19 protein-coding genes are annotated in these 18,802 nt (G+C 37.4%); 17 read left to right on the top strand and 2 right to left on the bottom strand.

Features of this window, described 5'->3' with window-relative positions:
* Positions 1-425: 425 nt before the first annotated feature.
* The 3 genes from BV906_RS12520 (at position 426) to BV906_RS12510 (ending at position 3,113) form a co-directional block, all read left to right on the top strand.
* Positions 426-1,199 carry a ParA family protein gene (locus BV906_RS12520; RefSeq protein WP_087973919.1) on the top strand — a complete coding sequence of 258 codons (774 nt, stop codon included), beginning with the start codon at positions 426-428 and terminating at the stop codon, positions 1,197-1,199.
* Positions 1,180-2,019 (top strand): ParB/RepB/Spo0J family partition protein, encoded by an 840-nt coding sequence (locus BV906_RS12515; protein ID WP_087973917.1) that lies wholly within the window; start codon positions 1,180-1,182, stop codon positions 2,017-2,019. The genes BV906_RS12520 and BV906_RS12515 overlap by 20 nt, the downstream gene beginning before the upstream one ends.
* 386 nt (positions 2,020-2,405) lie before the next feature.
* Positions 2,406-3,113, top strand: coding sequence for a DUF554 domain-containing protein (locus tag BV906_RS12510; RefSeq protein ID WP_087973915.1), 708 nt, complete (start codon positions 2,406-2,408; stop codon positions 3,111-3,113).
* Between the two features lie 71 nt (positions 3,114-3,184).
* On the opposite strand, the gene yyaC is transcribed toward BV906_RS12510, so the two are convergent.
* Positions 3,185-3,808, bottom strand: a complete 624-nt coding sequence (yyaC, locus tag BV906_RS12505; RefSeq protein ID WP_087973913.1) for a spore protease YyaC — start codon at positions 3,806-3,808, stop codon at positions 3,185-3,187.
* 89 nt (positions 3,809-3,897) lie between these two features.
* On the opposite strand from yyaC, the gene BV906_RS12500 reads away from it, so the two are divergent.
* The 7 genes from BV906_RS12500 (at position 3,898) to rpsR (ending at position 8,725) form a co-directional block, all read left to right on the top strand.
* A complete protein-coding gene (locus BV906_RS12500) occupies positions 3,898-4,920 on the top strand; it encodes a YkvI family membrane protein (RefSeq protein ID WP_087973912.1) in 1,023 nt (340 codons plus the stop codon).
* Between the two features lie 20 nt (positions 4,921-4,940).
* Positions 4,941-5,840, top strand: coding sequence for a mechanosensitive ion channel family protein (locus BV906_RS12495; protein WP_087973910.1), 900 nt, complete (start codon positions 4,941-4,943; stop codon positions 5,838-5,840).
* 37 nt (positions 5,841-5,877) lie between these two features.
* Positions 5,878-6,072: a DUF951 domain-containing protein gene (locus BV906_RS12490; RefSeq protein ID WP_087973909.1), complete on the top strand. Its 195-nt coding sequence runs from the start codon at positions 5,878-5,880 to the stop codon at positions 6,070-6,072.
* A 269-nt stretch (positions 6,073-6,341) separates the two neighbouring features.
* Positions 6,342-7,442 (top strand): redox-regulated ATPase YchF, encoded by a 1,101-nt coding sequence (gene ychF / locus BV906_RS12485; protein ID WP_087973907.1) that lies wholly within the window; start codon positions 6,342-6,344, stop codon positions 7,440-7,442.
* Between the two features lie 215 nt (positions 7,443-7,657).
* The gene (gene rpsF / locus BV906_RS12480; RefSeq protein WP_087973905.1) at positions 7,658-7,945 is read left to right on the top strand and encodes a 30S ribosomal protein S6; all 288 of its coding nucleotides are present in this window, start codon (positions 7,658-7,660) and stop codon (positions 7,943-7,945) included.
* Between the two features lie 15 nt (positions 7,946-7,960).
* Complete coding sequence (ssb, locus tag BV906_RS12475; protein ID WP_087973904.1) at positions 7,961-8,473, top strand: single-stranded DNA-binding protein; 513 nt, start codon at positions 7,961-7,963, stop codon at positions 8,471-8,473.
* 21 nt (positions 8,474-8,494) lie between these two features.
* Positions 8,495-8,725 (top strand): 30S ribosomal protein S18, encoded by a 231-nt coding sequence (rpsR, locus tag BV906_RS12470; RefSeq protein ID WP_087973902.1) that lies wholly within the window; start codon positions 8,495-8,497, stop codon positions 8,723-8,725.
* 68 nt (positions 8,726-8,793) lie between these two features.
* On the opposite strand, the gene BV906_RS12465 is transcribed toward rpsR, so the two are convergent.
* Positions 8,794-9,279: a DUF1189 family protein gene (locus BV906_RS12465; RefSeq protein WP_087973900.1), complete on the bottom strand. Its 486-nt coding sequence runs from the start codon at positions 9,277-9,279 to the stop codon at positions 8,794-8,796.
* A 369-nt stretch (positions 9,280-9,648) separates the two neighbouring features.
* Here BV906_RS12465 and BV906_RS12460 point away from each other — a divergent pair, with 369 nt between their 5' ends.
* The 7 genes from BV906_RS12460 to BV906_RS12430 all read left to right on the top strand — a co-directional run bounded on the left by BV906_RS12460 (position 9,649) and on the right by BV906_RS12430 (position 18,316).
* Entirely contained in the window at positions 9,649-10,593 is a 945-nt protein-coding gene (locus tag BV906_RS12460) for a YybS family protein (protein WP_087973898.1), read from the top strand.
* A gap of 33 nt (positions 10,594-10,626) precedes the next feature.
* Complete coding sequence (locus BV906_RS12455) at positions 10,627-12,603, top strand: DHH family phosphoesterase (RefSeq protein WP_087973897.1); 1,977 nt, start codon at positions 10,627-10,629, stop codon at positions 12,601-12,603.
* A complete protein-coding gene (gene rplI, locus BV906_RS12450; RefSeq protein ID WP_087973895.1) occupies positions 12,600-13,046 on the top strand; it encodes a 50S ribosomal protein L9 in 447 nt (148 codons plus the stop codon). Before BV906_RS12455 ends, rplI begins: the two co-directional genes overlap by 4 nt.
* A 140-nt stretch (positions 13,047-13,186) precedes the next feature.
* Positions 13,187-14,560 (top strand): replicative DNA helicase, encoded by a 1,374-nt coding sequence (gene dnaB, locus BV906_RS12445; protein ID WP_087974083.1) that lies wholly within the window; start codon positions 13,187-13,189, stop codon positions 14,558-14,560.
* Between the two features lie 628 nt (positions 14,561-15,188).
* Positions 15,189-16,388 carry a quaternary amine ABC transporter ATP-binding protein gene (locus tag BV906_RS12440; protein WP_087973894.1) on the top strand — a complete coding sequence of 400 codons (1,200 nt, stop codon included), beginning with the start codon at positions 15,189-15,191 and terminating at the stop codon, positions 16,386-16,388.
* Positions 16,381-17,238: an ABC transporter permease gene (locus BV906_RS12435; protein ID WP_087973892.1), complete on the top strand. Its 858-nt coding sequence runs from the start codon at positions 16,381-16,383 to the stop codon at positions 17,236-17,238. The genes BV906_RS12440 and BV906_RS12435 overlap by 8 nt, the downstream gene beginning before the upstream one ends.
* 154 nt (positions 17,239-17,392) lie before the next feature.
* Positions 17,393-18,316: a glycine betaine ABC transporter substrate-binding protein gene (locus BV906_RS12430; protein ID WP_087973890.1), complete on the top strand. Its 924-nt coding sequence runs from the start codon at positions 17,393-17,395 to the stop codon at positions 18,314-18,316.
* Positions 18,317-18,802: the final 486 nt, after the last annotated feature.

Below are 18,802 nucleotides of genomic sequence, written 5' to 3'. Positions count from 1 at the left end.
ATTAATTATACATTTTGTCGCTTACCCATCTTTGATCGAGATGGGTATTTCTATATAATCAGAATTATAGTAGGGCGTTACATTAGTTATTAAGTGATTTAAATGAAAATTCTACAAATCTAGTAAAATTAATAGTCTCTTTAGTGAAAAAAATGATAGTATAGTATTTATATATTGTATGTTCTAAAGAGGATAAAAAGGATCGAGAAGTTTGAAACAACTAAAATTCCCGGCATCGGAACGTTTTGCAATTAATACGTGAGAAACGGGTTTGCACATGTTGTAATTACTTCTACGTTACCTACAAATACTTTCGGTGGGACTGCCGTTTTAGTAGGAGATCTACTTTCGCTAACTAGAACATCGTCGTGTATTCTTTATCGAACTTTTTGAACATCCTTTTATATAGTTAGGTAGGTGTCAACATGGGAAAAATAATGTCCATCGCAAATCAAAAAGGTGGTGTAGGAAAAACAACTTCATCTGTAAATCTCAGTGCATGTCTTTCGACTTTAGGAAATCGAGTGTTGCTCGTTGATACAGATCCACAGGGTAATGCTACTAGTGGGGTTGGGGTTAACAAAGCAGATGTCAGTAACTGTATTTATAATGTACTGGTAGAGGATTTACCTGCTGAAGAGGTTGTAGTTCCGACAAATGTAAACAACCTAGATATCATACCTGCAACCATCCAACTAGCTGGTGCTGAAATCGAGTTAGTACCAATTATTTCAAGAGAAATACGACTAAAAAAAGCACTTGAAAGTTTAAAAGAACAGTATGATTATATTATTATAGATTGCCCACCATCACTAGGATTATTAACAATTAATGCGCTTACTGCGTCCGACACGGTAATGATCCCTGTCCAATGTGAATATTATGCATTGGAAGGACTTAGTCAATTACTAAATACGATTCGACTCGTTCAAAAACATTTAAACAAAGATCTTATGATTGAAGGCGTACTGTTAACAATGCTGGACGCAAGAACTAATTTGGGAATTCAAGTAATAGAGGAAGTTAAAAAATATTTTCAAGATAAAGTCTATAAAACAATCATACCAAGGAATGTACGATTGGGAGAGGCGCCAAGTCATGGATTACCTATTATTGTTTATGATTCGAAGTCCAGAGGTGCAGAAGTTTATCTTGAATTAGCGAAGGAAGTGATAGCTAATGGCGAAAGGGTTAGGTAAAGGGTTGAATGCTTTTTTTCCTGATATTGAAAAACAAGAGGAAGATGTATCCGTTCAAGAAATTGCTATCACAGAATGTAGACCAAACCCATATCAACCAAGAAAAACGTTTCATGCGGATGCTATAGAGGAATTGAAAGAGTCAATATTGGAATATGGTATCATTCAACCATTAATCGCAAGGAAAAGTATTAAAGGATACGAAATAGTAGTTGGTGAAAGACGATTCCGTGCAGCTAAGGAAGCTGGGCTAAAAACAATTCCAGTCGTAGTTAAAGATTTAACTGATGAAAGAATGATGGAAATTGCACTATTGGAAAACCTGCAACGAGAAGATTTAACACCGATTGAAGAAGCGCATGCATATGCTAATTTAATGAGTGAATTAAAAATTACTCAGGAGGAATTGTCCAAACGACTAGGGAAAAGTAGGTCACATATTGCTAATATCGTTCGTTTACTTTCCCTCCCAGAACAAGTTGTAGCCTATATTAATAATGGAGAATTATCGATGGGGCATGGACGTGCATTACTAGGTTTAAAGGATAAGGATAAAATAATACCAATGGTTCATAAAATTCGTCAGGAAAAACTCAATGTACGACAAGTAGAAAAGCTAATCATTGAACTAAATGAGAGGCCAGTCAAGAAAAAAGAAAAACCAAAAAAAGATGTTTTTATTACAGAAAGAGAGTCAGCTTTAAGGGAACGATTAGGTACAGCAGTTAATATTCACCAAGGGAAACGAAAAGGTAAAATTGAAATTGAGTTTTATAATGAAGATGATCTTAACAGGATCATTGAGTTTTTAGATAAATAACCATCTAATCCTAGGGACTGACAAAACATTAGTCAGTCTTTTGCTTTATTTTATGTTTTTTTAACGGTGACTCCTACGGGAAAAGCACGTGTCCGAAGTCCCCGCAGAGTGGTTTTCTCTTCGGAGGGCTGAGGCCGTACCCTAACTGCGCATCAGCCCAGAGTGATCTCGGACGGCGGGAACACATAGCTTTTTTGAAGGCAACCAACAGTTACTTCGCAGTTTATATCAAATGCGAATTTAATAATGCAAAAAAATGAATCAAAAATATTTTTGTAAAGGTAATTGTTTAATAATTTAGGAACAAAAGCTGAGGTTACTAAGCACCTTATGAAAATGTTCCACGTGAAACATTTTTAACGAATACATATGCTGGAGAGATAGCGATGATTTTATTTGGAACATTAATTAATGGACTTTTAATAATTATAGGTAGTATCCTTGGGGTTTTTTTTACAAAGATTCCTGAAAGATATAAAGAAACGGTTATGCAAGGGATTGGTCTAGCGGTTATCTTGATTGGTTTGCAAATGGCGTTTGCGACAGAGCATATTATTGTAGTTCTCCTAAGTCTGTTATCAGGTGCGATTATTGGGGAATTGATTCATTTGGAAGAGGGATTGAATAGACTGGGGCAATGGATAGGGAGTAAGTTTACTTCTTCATCCAGTGACTTTAGTATTGCACAAGGATTTATAACAGCAACACTCATTTTCTGTATTGGTGCAATGGCCATCATTGGTGCTTTAGATAGTGGTATACGGGGTGATCATGAAGTATTGATAACAAAAGGGGTTATAGATGGTTTCACTGCACTTGTTCTTACAACCACTTTAGGTTTTGGTGTGATTTTATCGGTTATACCCGTAGTTCTATACCAAGGTTTGATTGCTTTATTGGCTACACAAATTGAAAAGTGGATTCCAGAGGCTTTTTTGAATGGGATGATTGTCGAGGTTACTGCGGTTGGAGGATTGCTCATTGTTGCCATTGGTCTAAATTTGTTGAAAATAACACAGATAAGAGTCGGCAATCTATTACCGGCTATCGTCACGGTTGGATTCGTTTATTATTTTTATCAGCTGATTGTCTAAAGGATTCACACGAAATACACCTGTTGCTTTCTAAAAAAAACAACGGGTGTATTTTTGTATGTAAAGGTGTATCAAACAGTCCGCTTATTTTCTTGGCCTTTCTTTGAAATAATTACAGAAGGGGATAACGGATAGGTTAAACGCTGATCAATTGTATCTAAAATGTCAGAAATTTGTTTTGCCATATCGATGACAATGGACAACCTGGTGTTCTGCAAAATAGAATGTTCCATAAACCCACTAATATTAACTACACCAGTAATACTGATATCACCTATTGCAGGTAGGGACTTATTTAAGGCTGACCCTGGCTGTAACGCACCTTTTTCAATGATGATATGTCCAATGGAAGTGTTGCGTCCGAGACAGGCATCTATTGCGATAATAAAAGGGTTTCTATGATTGTCTTTTATCGTATGGATTGCTTCATGTAAGTTTACTGCATGCACTGGTTCACTAAGTGTTCCATATATATGCATATGTTTTGGTTTTGTTTCTTGAAAGAAAGTGCCGGCCAATGGACCAAGAGCATCTCCTGTAGAACGGTCAGTTCCTATACAGAGTATGACATATTCACGAGGGATGTCAGGGAACCAGGATAGGACCCTTTCACACATGGATGCAGAAAGGTCGGAGTCCGTATAGGGCATTCGAAAATAATCAGTAGATTTATCAAATCGTTTATTTAGATTCATAGCTTATCCTCCAGAAACATATTGGTATAGTATACGGTTTTTTCAAACGAACTATACATGCGAATATTGAAAATATTGGGGGAAACAGAATGTGGGGATCCGGTTTTAAGTGGATGTTTCTAATAATTGGTACAACGATTGGTGCTGGATATGCTTCAGGTAGAGAACTATGGCAATTTTTTGGACATGAAAGTGGACTGGCTATATTATTATTTGCTTTATTTTTCTCGATTTGCTGTACGGTAATCATGAATATAGGGTATAAGTTAAAAACACCAAATTATTTACCAGTACTTGAAGAAATTGTGGGGAAAAAATTAACCGGCGTGTTTGATATTATGATTTTATTGTATTTGTTTACGACCACTATTATAATGATCGCAGGCAGTGGGGCGACAGGCCAGGCGTTTAATTTTCCCTATTGGTGGGGAATAGGTATTATAGTAGTAGCACTGGTTTTACTATTTAGTAATGGAGTCGATGGGCTATTAAGTATTAACCAATTCATTCTGCCAATCTTACTTGGGGGGTTAGTATATATTCTGATAATGTTTACTATTGATCAGGAATTGGCCTTATTTTCCCATTGGCATGAGCAAAGAAACTGGTTGGCAGCATTCCCATTTACAGCATTAAATATATTGCCACTTGTAGCTGTTCTTGGGGCGGTTGGAAACAAAATTGAATCCCAAAAGGAAATTATGATTGCCTGCTGGGGAAGTGGTATTTGTCTTGGTGTTATTTCTTATATATATAATAATAGTCTGATCCAAATTGCAGATGAAATCCTTGTATATGAGATTCCTTTATTCGCGATTTTAAAGCATTATCCATTTGAGATTCTTGTCTTTATGTCTATTCTCTTGTGGTTCGCTATTTTCACTACAGCAGCTTCTGGGATGCTTGGAATTGTGACAAGGTTACAGGAATACTTTCAAAAACCAATGTATGTTTTGGTAATTGTAATTTTGATATTAATGATTCCTTTAACAACATTTGGATTCTCAACATTGGTTAGCTTTATTTATCCTATCTATGGGATACTTAATTTGTATATATTGGCCAGATTATTATTATTTCCACTATGGAATAAGCTGGACAAATGGAAATAATAGAATTCTGGAGGATTGAAATGGAAGTAATAAATAAACAACTATCAGCATTATGGACATATATAACAGGTCCAGATCTTTGGATAAGTATATTACTTGGATTGTTTAGAATTATTGTTATTATTTTGCTTGCAATGATTATTGTTAAGGTCATAAGAACACTTATCGATAAAACATTTACGGAAAGGACGAAAGGTCCCATCCGAATTTCACAACGACGGGAGAAAACACTTAAAAAGCTAATTAAAAGTGTTGTTGCCTATGTTGTATACTTTATGGCCATTGTCATGGTCTTAGGCGTGTTTAACTTTGATATCGCTCCATTACTTGCTGGTGCAGGGGTATTAGGTTTAGCCATCGGTTTTGGTGCACAGAACCTAGTTAGGGATGTCATATCTGGATTCTTTATCATTTTTGAAGACCAATTCTCTGTTGGAGACTATGTGGCTGTTGCTGGTGTGGAAGGAACGGTAGAAGAGATCGGACTCAGGACAACTCAAGTGTTAAGCTGGACAGGTGAAATGAATATCATTCCGAATGGCAATGTGACACAAGTAACCAATTATTCACTTCACAATGGGCTATCGATCGTTGATATTAATATTCCATATGAAAGTAACGTTGCAGATGCAGAAAAGGTTATTAATGAAGTAGCAGCAACATTACCAGAAAAATACGAATTTATTGTAGGTGTTCCAGAGATAATCGGTGTACAGAACTTAGAAGTATCACATTTTGTAATCCGTGTTATTGCGGATACATTACCAGGTTTCCAATGGGCGGGGGAAAGAAATATTCGAAAAGAAATGCAAGATAAACTATACAAATCGGGCATTCAGATCCCAGCACCACGGCTTGTTATGTATTCCAATGATGAAAAAGAAAAACTAATGAATGAAAATAGAGACCGCGGGCTTTAATTTTTGCTATAATTGAAATAAAAAAGGAGAGCCCGAAATGGAGAAAGAATTTGGATTGAATGATGTTGTACTAATGAAAAAACCCCATCCATGTGGGGAGAATCGCTGGAAGATTATTCGCATGGGTATGGATATTCGTATAAAATGCCTAGGCTGTGGACATAGTGTCATGATTCCACGTAGAGACTTCACAAAAAAAATCAAAAAGATTATAGAAAAAGCAGAGGAATAAAATTAAGGTAGCAACCGGATTATCTTTGTCTAGTAAGGCTTATAAAAAAACTTTTAAATTAGTTAAAATTGGCTATAATACCTTTAAAATAGTATTATAGAAACATAAGAAATATTAAAAATGAAAATTAATTGGGTTACAAGCAAAAATAGGCATCTTATATATGCCTATTTTTGCTTTTTACTTGCTTGTCTTTTTACTTACGACTATCTATAATTGAAGTAACGATCGCGTTCATATGAATGGAATCCTTAAGGAGTGAAAGTTAAATGGCATTAACAGCAGGAATCGTTGGACTTCCAAATGTGGGGAAATCTACATTATTTAATGCAATTACACAGGCTGGAGCAGAGGCAGCGAACTATCCGTTTGCGACAATCGATCCGAATGTAGGAATTGTGGAAGTTCCTGACGAACGCTTAAATAAATTAACAGAATTAGTAAAACCGAAAAAAACAGTACCAACGGCTTTTGAGTTTACGGATATTGCTGGTATTGTAAAGGGCGCTAGTAAAGGAGAAGGTTTGGGAAATCAATTCCTTTCACATATCCGCCAGGTGGATGCAATATGTCAAGTGGTCCGTTGTTTTGTGGATGAGAATATTACCCATGTTTCTGGCAAGGTCGATCCAATTGATGATATTGAAATTATTAACTTAGAGTTGATTTTGGCAGATTTAGAAACGGTAAATAAACGGATCGTACGGATTGAAAAACTTGCAAGGCAAAAAGATAAAGATGCAGTAGCTGAACATGATATACTTGTGAAAATCAAAGACGGACTTGAAGCAGAAAAACCAGTACGAGCTTTGGAATTTACAGATGACCAGCAGAAGGTTGTTAAGGGACTTCACTTATTAACAAGTAAACCAATGTTATACGTTGCGAATGTTAGTGAAGATGAAGTTGCAGACCCCGATTCGAATGAAAATGTGCAAAAGGTAAAAGATTTTGCTGCGAAAGAAAATGCAGAAGTAATTGTTATTTGTGCAAAGATTGAAGAAGAAATTTCCGAACTCGACCCAGAGGAAAAAGAAATGTTTCTTGAAGACTTAGGTATTACTGAAGCTGGTCTTGATAAGCTAATTAAAGCTTCTTATAGTCTGTTAGGTTTGGCAACATATTTTACTGCAGGAGTTCAGGAAGTGCGAGCTTGGACATTTCGTGAAGGAATTAAAGCACCACAGGCAGCTGCAATAATTCACACGGACTTTGAAAGAGGATTTATCCGCGCAGAAACAGTGTCCTATACGGATCTTGTTGAAGGAGGATCCATGATGCATGCACGGGAAAAAGGGAAAGTTCGGCTGGAAGGAAAGGAATATATCGTTCAGGATGGGGACGTCATTCATTTCCGATTTAATGTATAAATATTAGTAAAAGACTGCAGAATGGTTAGTCGGAGTAGTAAAAAGTATAATAACGTATAATTAGGATCTCTCGAATACTTGTCAAATGAAATGAAATTTGGTATAATTCATCATTGTGAGTAATTAAATTATGATTATTCCTTGCTTCTGCTTAATATAACTTATAAAGTTTGTTGACAGGTAGGAGCCGCTAAGACCAAAAGGAGGTGTAACGGATGAGAAAATACGAAATTATGTATATCGTCCGCCCAGACATTGAAGAAGAGGCTCTAACTGCTTTAGTAGAGCGTTTCAACAAGATCTTAACAGATAATGGAGCGGAGATTGCAAAAGTAGATGAAAAAGGCAAGAAACGCCTTGCATATGAAATCAATGACTATCGTGATGGATATTATATTCTAATAAACTTCAGCAGTGGTGATGAAGCAATCAATGAATTTGATCGCCTAGCTAAGTTCTCTGATGATATAATTCGTCATATTGTAATTCGAGATGAACAATAATAAGGAGTGGTTCTGATGTTAAATCGTGTCGTATTGGTAGGCAGGTTAACGAAGGATCCCGATTTACGTTATACACCAAATGGCGTTGCCGTTGCTAACTTTACTATTGCAGTGAACAGACCTTTTACAAATCAGCAGGGTGAGCGTGAAACAGACTTCATTAATGGTGTTGTTTGGCGCAGACAGGCTGAAAATCTTGCTAACTATATGAAAAAGGGAAGCTTGATTGGCGTTGATGGTCGTATTCAAACGCGTAGATATGAAGGACAAGATGGTAAGACAGTATTTGTGACCGAAGTTCTTGCCGAAAGCATACAATTTTTGGAAACAAAAGGTTCTTCTTCTGGTGGACAGGATCCATCCGGATTCCAGCAAAACAAAAATCAGAACCAATTTCAGAATCAAAATCAGAATCAGAATCAGAACCAGCAAAACCAGAACCAGCAAAACCAGAACCAAAATCAAGACGATCCATTTAAAAATAATGGAGAGCCTATCGATATATCAGATGATGATTTACCATTCTAGAATTAAAAAGGAGGGGTATTAATGGCAGCTCGTCGCGGACGCGCAAAGCGTCGTAAAGTGTGTTATTTCACTGCAAATGGAATTACACATATCGATTATAAAGATGTAGATTTGCTTAGACGTTTCATTTCTGAACGCGGAAAAATTCTTCCACGTCGTGTAACTGGAACTTCTGCAAAATACCAACGTAAACTTACAATTGCAATTAAACGTGCTCGTTTAATGGCATTACTTCCATTTGTATCTGAGTAATAAAAAAACCTCAAAATCTTGATTAGATTTTGAGGTTTTTCATTTGTTAAAAGATAACTTGCTAATCATTATCTCGCTCTGCGTTTTGGATAAATGGAGATCATCTTTATTAGCATTCCAATAGTATATAAAAAAGCAATGAAGAGAAAAATATCGCTCATATCAATGATTAATGTAATGATTGTATAAAGTAAGAGTGGAATCGTCGTCGTAAATGCGCTTAATTTCCATAGTGTGGGGAAGCGTAATTTACGTTGCATCAGAGAAGCAATCGTCTTTCCAATATATGCAATAAGAGAGAGACTGATTAAAGCTATAATAGTCAATGGAAGATAATAAAACATAAAGAAGTATATGAGTTGAAAAATAATATTAAGTTCTGCTCCAAATCCGCTCGTCGCAGTTAACCTATCTATTAATTCAGGAATACAGACGATAGCCAAGAGAATGAACATATAGATGAGAGCAACATCCATCCCGATCCGATTCAAGCGAAACATAGCTTCTTTATTTGGTAGTTTGATACTATTTAGAAAAACTTGTAGATGTGTCATGATTTTCATCCTTATTTATGTGTGATTACTTTCATTATAATAGAAAAGCTAAAAGAATGCGTCTATCGTCGTTAAGGCTTTTTCTAAAAGGTTGAAACTATGGTTACTCGCACCACCATAATTTATTGTCGCAAATATTATTTAAAGACTCGTCGTAGAGTTGAATCCATCTGTCAATTTATGACAGCTTTTTACAAAAAGGAGCTTCATTAATCCGTTTCAACTGGCGAGATTCTTGACTTTTTATTACCCGGGAAATAAATAATACAACATTATTCGACAAGCCTTTCTGTAAAAATCATGTTATCATATGATAATACGTAAAAAGTAATCTTATTTTCTATTCGTAGCTTAGATGGGGTGCAATAAATGAATCAATCAAAAAAAATAACTGATGGAGCGGTATCGTTGGCAATATTTATGGGATTAATGCTTATTGCTATTTTTGTTCCTATAATATCGATAGTCGGCTTAATCTTATTGCCGGTTCCATTTGTTTTCTTTACTTCCCGATATGGGTTTAAGTCATCATTGTTAATGTTCGCAGTAGCATTGTTGTTAACTACACTGTTTGCTGTCTTTTTATTACCGTTCACAATATTAATGGGATTGGGTGGTTTGGCCGTCGGGAGTGCCATCCATAAAGGATTATCAGCTTATGAAACATGGGCAAGAGGAACACTGGGATTTGTAATTGGTCTTTTATTTGTTTTTGTTTTTAGTCAATTACTATTTTCCATCAATTTGGTTGAAGAATTTGAAATGATTGTGTCAGAATCCATGGAAATGAGTTCATCGTTTATGGAACAATTCGGGGTTGCTGAGCAAACGGAAGGACTAGAGGAACTGCTGCAGTTGCAAATAGACCTTTTAATTGATCTGTTACCTGTGGGCGTGGCTCTAACTGCTATCGTGCTTGCATTTCTTTCGCAATGGATTGGGTATAAATTTATAAATCGCATCGAAAAGAAACAGCTCAGGTTCCCACCATTTCGTAATTTGAGATTCCCATCATCATTGATATGGGTTTACTTCTTTGCATTGCTTTTGTCATTCTTTAATCTTGATCCATCAGGTATTTACTTCATGGCAGTACAGAATATTCTTGTACTTACTGGTCTACTAATGGCGCTACAAGGATTTTCATTTATATTCTTTTACGCCCATCATAAGAAGATATCAAAGTTTATTCCGATTCTAATTATTGTCCTTACAATACTATTTCCGACATTTTTACTTTATTTCGTTAGAATCTTAGGTATAATTGATATAGGCTTTAGGCTAAGAGATCGCCTGGGAAGTGAAAAGAAATAGATAGGTGACAAGAGATTATAGGAGCTGAACGCAATGCCAGACATACAAAAGAAACCAACACTAAGTAGTCATTTGTGGGTAATTTATTTATTATCCCTTATTTTGCTTGGTGTTATATGGTACTTTCAATGGATATTGGGCCTGATTATGACTGTCGTCTTGGCTGTTTCCTTTTATTACAGTATTAGGACAGAAAGAGCACTTCTTCAGGAAGCAGAGCAATATATATCCACGATTTCCCATCGAATTAAGAAGGTTGGGGAAGAAGCATTATTGGAAATGCCATTTGGAATTATTCTGTATAATGAAGATTATAATATTGAGTGGGCTAATCCATATATGAATAAATTCAATGAGGAAAATGAATCGCTTGTCGGGAATTCACTTAATAAGCTATCTGAGAATCTGATTCCGATGATTAAAGAGAATAAGGACAATGTCTGGTTTGAATTGGATGATTATAAGTTTCAAACAGTTGTTCGAAAAGAAGAACGATTGCTTTATTTAATGGACAGAACCGATCAGGAAGAATTGCAACAAATGTATTATAATGAACAAACGGTTTTGGCAATTATTTTCTTAGATAATTATGAAGAAATCACTCAAAACATGGATGATACTGTAAAGAGCCAATTGAACTCAAAAGTTACTACAGTTCTAAATCAATGGTCCAGTCACTATGGTCTATATTTGAAACGGACATCACAAGAAAGATTCTTGGCTGTTGGAACGAAGGAAATCCTTCAAAAGCTCGAAAAAGTTAAATTTGATATTTTAGATGAAGTACGCGAGATGAATGGTGTAGATAATAACCCAGTTACCTTAAGCATTGGTGTAGGGGTAGGAGCTATCAATCTACCCGAACTCGGAGAATTAGCACAATCGAGCCTCGACTTGGCGTTGGGACGCGGTGGTGACCAGGTTGCTATTAAGGAAGATCAGGGTAAAGTACGTTTTTATGGCGGTAAAACAAATCCAATGGAAAAACGAACGCGTGTCAGGGCTAGAGTAATATCCCATGCATTGAAAGAATTGGTAAAGGCAAGCGACAACGTTATTATTATGGGACATAAGTCGCCAGACATGGATTCACTTGGTGCGGCGATTGGTGTTTTAAATATAGCTAAAATTAATAATGTTAGTGGCCATATCATCTTTGATCCAAATGATTTGGATACAGGGGTATACCGTCTAGTTGATGCCATTAAAGCAGACGCGGAATTATGGAGTTATTTCATCGAACCAGATGAGGCGGAGGAAATGATAACTGGCAGAAGCTTACTCGTTATTGTAGATACCCATAAACCATCTATGGTGGCGGTTGAAAGTTTGCTTAATAAGTCGGAATACAAGGTAGTTATTGATCATCATCGCAGAGGCGAAGAATTTATCGACAATCCAACATTGGTTTATATGGAGCCATATGCTTCTTCCACTGCAGAGCTCGTAACAGAACTACTGGAATACCAGCCAAAAGGAACAAAGCTGAAAATGTTGGAAGCTACGGCATTACTGGCAGGCATCATTGTCGATACGAAAGGTTTTACATTGCGAACCGGATCCAGAACTTTTGATGCTGCCTCCTATTTGCGTTCCAAGGGTGCTGATACGGTCTTAGTACAGAGATTTATGAAGGAAGACTTAGAACTATATATCAAGCGAAGTAAAATAATTGAAGGTGCCCGGATTTATCGGGATCATATCGCAATAGCAAAAGCAGAAACAGGGGTAGCATATAGCCCTGTATTAATCGCACAAACAGCAGATACATTGCTAACAATGACCGGGATTACCGCTTCATTTGTCCTATCTGAAAGAAGTGATGGGAGAATTGGTATCAGTGCCAGGTCACTTGGTGATGTAAATGTTCAGGTTATTATGGAAAAAATGGGCGGTGGTGGTCATTTAACCAATGCTGCTACACAAATAGAGGATACAACCATTGATGATTCAGAAGCATTCCTAGTAGACATATTAAATGAGTATTATGAGGGGAGAGAATCGGAATGAAGGTAATTTTTCTTAAAGATGTAAAAGGTAAAGCAAAAAAAGGTGAGGTAAAAAATGTACCTGATGGATATGCACGCAACTATCTATTAAAAAATAAACTTGCAGAGGAAGCAACTGCAGGGAGTTTGAAAGCATTAGAAGCTCAAAATCGAAAGAGTAATCAAATGGAGCAACAAGAAAAAGAAGATGCTATGAATCTTAAAGATACTTTGGCAGAATTAACGATTGAAATTAAAGCAAAATCGGGAGAAAATGGTCGTCTTTTCGGATCCATTACAAGCAAGCAAATTGCTGAAGCACTAAACAAACAGCATGGATATAAAGTGGATAAGCGAAAAATAGAGCTTGAACAGCCAATTCGGGCATTGGGATATACAACGTTACCGGTTAAGCTTCATCCAGAGGTTTCTGGATCTGTAAAAGTACATGTAAGTGAACAGTAAACAGTTATGATAAAAGAATAAAATGACCTAGGAATCGGCTTAATGCCGATTTCTTCTATATTGACAGTTGATTTGTATAATTTGGTAGAAATGGATAAAGAGGAAATCATGTACCTCTTAAACTTAGGGGGGAGAGAATGATGAGCCAAACGTTGAATGATCGTACACCACCACAAAATATAGAAGCCGAACAGTCGGTAATTGGCGCTATATTTCTAGAACCGCAAGCTTTTTCGACAGCATCTGAATTACTCGTACCTGAAGATTTTTATCGTGCAAGTCACCAGAGAATTTTTGCTGCAATGATAAGTCTTTCCGATAAAGGTGAGCCAATTGACGTTGTTACCGTTACAACCCACTTAAATAATAAGAGACAGCTGGAAGAGGCTGGCGGTGTAACCTATTTATCACAGGTAGCGGAAAGTGTTCCAACAGCAGCTAATATTGAGTACTACAGTAAAATAGTAGAAGAAAAGGCGATACTCCGGCGATTGATTCGTACAGCAACAGATATCGTCACATCCACCTTTGAAAAAGAAGATGAAGTTGAAGATGTACTGAATGATGCTGAGAAAAATATTCTCGAAGTATCCGGTCGAAAAAACACGGGTTCCTTTAAAAACATTAAAGATGTTTTAATTGATGTTTATGACAATATTGAGCAGCTTCACCAGCAAAGTGGAGATGTTACAGGGGTCCCAACCGGTTTTCATGATTTAGACCGAATTACTTCCGGTTTTCAGCCGAATGATTTAATTATTATTGCTGCACGGCCATCAGTTGGTAAGACAGCATTTGCCTTAAATGTTGCCCAGAATGTAGCGGTTAAGACAGAACAAAATGTGGCCATCTTTAGTCTTGAAATGGGTGCAGAGCAGCTTGTTCAACGGATGCTCTGCGCGGAAGGAAATATAGATTCACAGCGGCTCCGTAATGGACAACTACTTGCAGACGACTGGGGAAAACTAACCATGGCAATGGGTTCTTTATCCAATGCAGGTATTTATATTGACGACTCTCCAGGGATTCGCGTTAGTGAGATTCGTTCCAAGTGTCGGCGTTTAAAACAAGAACATGGGCTTGGTATGATTTTAATTGATTATTTGCAGCTTATACAGGGTAGTGGGAGTTCTGGGGAAAACCGCCAACAGGAAGTATCGGAAATTTCCCGAGCCTTAAAAGCACTAGCAAGAGAGTTAAAAGTTCCGTTGATAGCATTATCACAGCTTTCCCGTGGTGTAGAATCACGCCAGGATAAACGACCGATGATGTCTGATATCCGTGAATCCGGAAGTATTGAGCAGGATGCCGACATTGTAGGATTCTTATACCGTGACGATTACTATGATAAGGAAACAGAGAAACAAAACATTATCGAGATTATTATCGCCAAGCAGCGTAACGGCCCAACTGGGACGGTTGAGCTTGCATTTGTGAAAGAATACAACAAGTTTGTTGATCTGGATCACCGCTACCAAGAGGGTGACGTACCCCCTGCGATGATGCAGGCATAGCAATCAAATAAAAAGCAGCCATTGGCTGCTTTTTATATTTGGCCCTTTTACTAATATTTAGGACTGCGGTACTCGTCCTGCCAAAGGGAATTGCCTTTTAAGTATTGATAGAGATGAGATAAACTACGAACTAAATAAGAAACTTCGGCAACTCTCTGCGAAATATACTTCGCGCACCTTAGGGCAGCAACAACACCTATCTTTGGGAAACAGCCAGCAGTTAGTTCGCATTTTATATATTTTGTGACACTAGCAACAATTCCTTTCGATAGGTTAAACAATGCGGAGTCCCGTTTTATTGAAAATCCCCTTTTTCCAATAATTAGTTCGTATTTTGAAGGAATAATGAGCAATTGTATGTTATTTCAATTTACGGAGGATACAAGCAAATTTGCCAGTATTTACTTCCAAAAACAGCTATTTTTAAGGTTTGTAATAAGTACTTATTAAGTTTAAACTTAATAAGTTGATGGAAAACTGTGCGGTTTTAAGGATTTAACATAAATGAATCGATAATAGATTCATTTTTTTCCCGTGTTTACAAGATGATAGAATGGTAGTACGACTTTACGACCATTTACATATTTTGTCTATAATAGGAAAAAACGAACTATAAGAGGTGAAAAATATGCCAATAATTGAAACAAAAAACTTATCAAAGGTTTTTGGTAAGAATACAAAACAGACTTTAAAACTGATGGATAAAGGCTTAACCAAAGAGGAAATCCTAAAGGAAACTGGGAATACCGTTGGGGTAAATCGGGCTAGTTTTTCAGTGGAAGAAGGAGAAATATTTGTCATCATGGGACTGTCCGGTAGTGGGAAATCCACTTTAGTACGGTTACTGAATCGCCTTATTGAACCTACTGAAGGAAGTATTTTAATTGATGGGGAAGACTTGGCGACGATGGATAAAAAATCGTTGCGAAAAGCGCGTAGGGAAAAGATGAGTATGGTTTTCCAGCAATTTGCTCTATTTCCACACCGAACTATTGTAGAAAATGCAGAGTATGGTTTAGAAATTCAAAACGTACCAAAAGAAGAACGCAAGAAAAAGGCTGAAGAAGCTTTGAAATTGGTTGGACTTGGTGACTATATGCACCAGAAGCCAGGACAATTATCTGGTGGGATGCAGCAGCGTGTTGGCTTAGCCCGTGCATTAGCCAATGACCCGAAAGTACTACTGATGGATGAAGCATTCTCTGCATTGGATCCATTGATTCGAAAAGAAATGCAGGACGAGCTGATTGATTTACAATCTTCTATGAAGAAGACCATTATATTTATCACTCATGACTTAGATGAGGCACTGCGTTTAGGCGATCATATTGCCCTGATGAAAGATGGGGTTGTTGTCCAGATTGGAACACCTGAAGAAATTTTAGTGAATCCAGCAAATGATTATGTGGAAAAATTTGTGGAGGATGTAGACAGATCCAAGATATTAACGGCACATCATATTATGAAACGACCGGAGACAGTGAATATAGATAAACATGGCCCACGAGTTGCTCTCGAACGTATGCGCGAAGAGGGAATCTCAAGTATCTTGGTAATTGACGGTAAACGTGATCTAAAAGGCTATGTTACAGCAGAGGATGCTTCAGCTGCACGTAAGAAAGAAAGTAGTAATTTACAGGATATTTTACGAACGGATATCCCTAAAGTTAATCCAGAAACAACGATGCATGATATTTTTGCCATTATTCACGACTCACAAACACCTGTCGCGGTCGTTGAAGATAATAAACTAAAAGGAATTATCGTTCGTGGAGCTGTAATTGCCGCTTTAGCTGGGGATGGCGAGGTGAATTTGGAAAATGCTTAATAACATGTTGGATTTTGTTCCAGTAATACCAATATCAGAAGCAACAGAGGCTGTGACTGATTGGTTAAAAGATACGTTTGCATTTCTATTTGATCCAATTAAGGAACACTTTGGGAATCTTATGGAATTCGTTGCTGAGGGTGTATTAATGAACATCCCACCTATTATTTTTATTATCCTAGTTGCCCTTATTGCATTTTTTGTCACTGGTAAGAAATTTGGACTCGCTGCATTTTCTATTGTGGGATTGTGGCTAATTTATAATCAAGGTCATTGGGAAGACTTGATGAATACAGTCACCCTCGTATTACTTGCTAGTTTGTTATCCGTCATTATCGGGGTGCCAATTGGGATATTAATGTCGAAAAGTAAGGTAGCTAATACAATTTTCGCACCAATATTAGACTTTATGCAAACCATGCCGGCATTTGTTTATTTAATCCCTGCCGTTGCATTTTTTGGAATTGGGATGGTACCAGGCGTTTTTGCATCACTTATTTTTGCAACACCTCCAACGGTACGTTTTACTAATTTAGGAATCAGACAAGTGTCGAATGACTTGGTTGAGGCTGCTGATGCATTTGGTAGTACAGGTGCACAGAAACTATTTAAGGTAGAGCTGCCAATGGCGAAAGCTACCATTATGGCTGGGATTAACCAGACGGTAATGCTTGCATTATCCATGGTTGTTATCGCATCGATGATTGGTGCACCAGGTCTAGGTAAAGAGGTTCTATCTTCCTTACAACGTGCAAGCGTAGGGCCGGGCTTTGTTGCAGGAATAGGAATTGTTATCCTAGCGATTATTATCGATCGAATTACACAAAATATAAATCGCAAGGAAGCTTAATTAATTGTTGGCTATCTTTTCATTATGAAAAGTTTCCATATAAGTGTGTGTTCAAAAAGGAGGATAAAAAGGACCGAGAAATTCGATGCGTCATTTTTACCGGACTTCTTGAACAACCTCTATAAAAATTTTAAGAAAAGGGAGTCGATATTTTATGTTGAAATTTAACTGGAAACGTCTAGGATTAGTATCCGGACTTTCACTAGCATTGTTTGCAGCAGGTTGTGGAGCTGCGGAGGAAGAAGAAACCGATACTGGGTCAACAGATACAAGTGAAGATACAGAACAATCTTCATCCGTGGAAGGTCAGGAAATTGAATTGGCTTATGTGGAGTGGGATACAGAGGTTGCATCCACAAATGTCATTGGTAAGGTTTTAGAAGACTTAGGTTTTGATGTTAAGTTAACAGCACTTGACAATGCTGTTATGTGGGAAGCAGTTGCAAATAGTGAGGCAGATGGTATGGTTGCGGCTTGGTTACCGGGAACTCACGCTGCACAGTTTGAAGAATACGGAGATCAAGTTGTTGATTTAGGTCCAAACTTAGAAGGTGCGGCTATTGGCTTAGTTGTTCCAAGCTATATGGATGTTGACTCAATTGCTGATTTAGAAGGACAAGCTGATCAAACCGTTACTGGTATTGAGCCAGGTGCAGGTGTGGTTGCGGCATCCGAGCAAGCACTAGAAGATTATGAAAACCTTGAAGGCTGGGAAGTACAAACTTCTTCCAGTGGTGCTATGGCAACAGCATTAGGTGAAGCATATGAAAACAAAGAAGATATTGTTGTTACTGGTTGGTCTCCACATTGGAAATTCCAAGCATATGACTTGAAATACCTAGAGGACCCAGAAGGTACATTTGGTGAAGCAGAAACAATTAATACAATGGTTCGTGAAGGATTGGAAGAAGATATGCCAGAAGCGTACCAAGTTCTGGATAACTTTAACTGGACTCCTGCAGATCTTGAATCTATAATGTTTGATATTAATGAAGGAACAGATATAGAGGAAGCTGCAGCAACATGGGTGGAAGAAAATTCCGATAAAGTAGCTGAATGGACAGAAGGAATCGAATAATAAAGATTATAATAAAACAGGCTGGTTCATCTTACAGCCTGTTTTATTTTTATTCAGGTATAATAGGTTTTGATAGTATAATTAAATCAGAAACTTTAAACGAAAGAGGCTGTCTGCATGACAGCCTCTTTCGTAATAACATGATTATTCGACAAAATTCGGGAAGTGACAACATTCAAAAGTGGAGGCGACCGGTTAGGAGCGATTAGACTGCGCCCCACAGGACGTGGGGTGGTTCAACGTAGCCACGTGATGTGGCGTTCTTGTTGAATATTCCCTCTTAGGAGATAAAGGAAACACGGCGAACGGAGTGAGTCGATGTTGACTTATCGAACGGAGGTGTCAGGAAGTCACGAGCTCCTGGGAGCCGGAACTAGCCGAAACTCATATAGTTGCATCAATATAAACAGAATTCGACAAAATTCGGGAAGTGACAGGCACCACCAAAGTGCGGTAGAATAGGAAGTAGTAATGGATGAAAAGGAT

The organism is Oceanobacillus rekensis (assembly GCF_002153375.1).
GTDB lineage: Bacteria > Bacillota > Bacilli > Bacillales > Amphibacillaceae > Oceanobacillus > Oceanobacillus rekensis.
The sequence above is the reverse complement of the archived record's forward strand: the minus strand, read 5'-3'. Positions and strand labels throughout refer to the sequence as shown.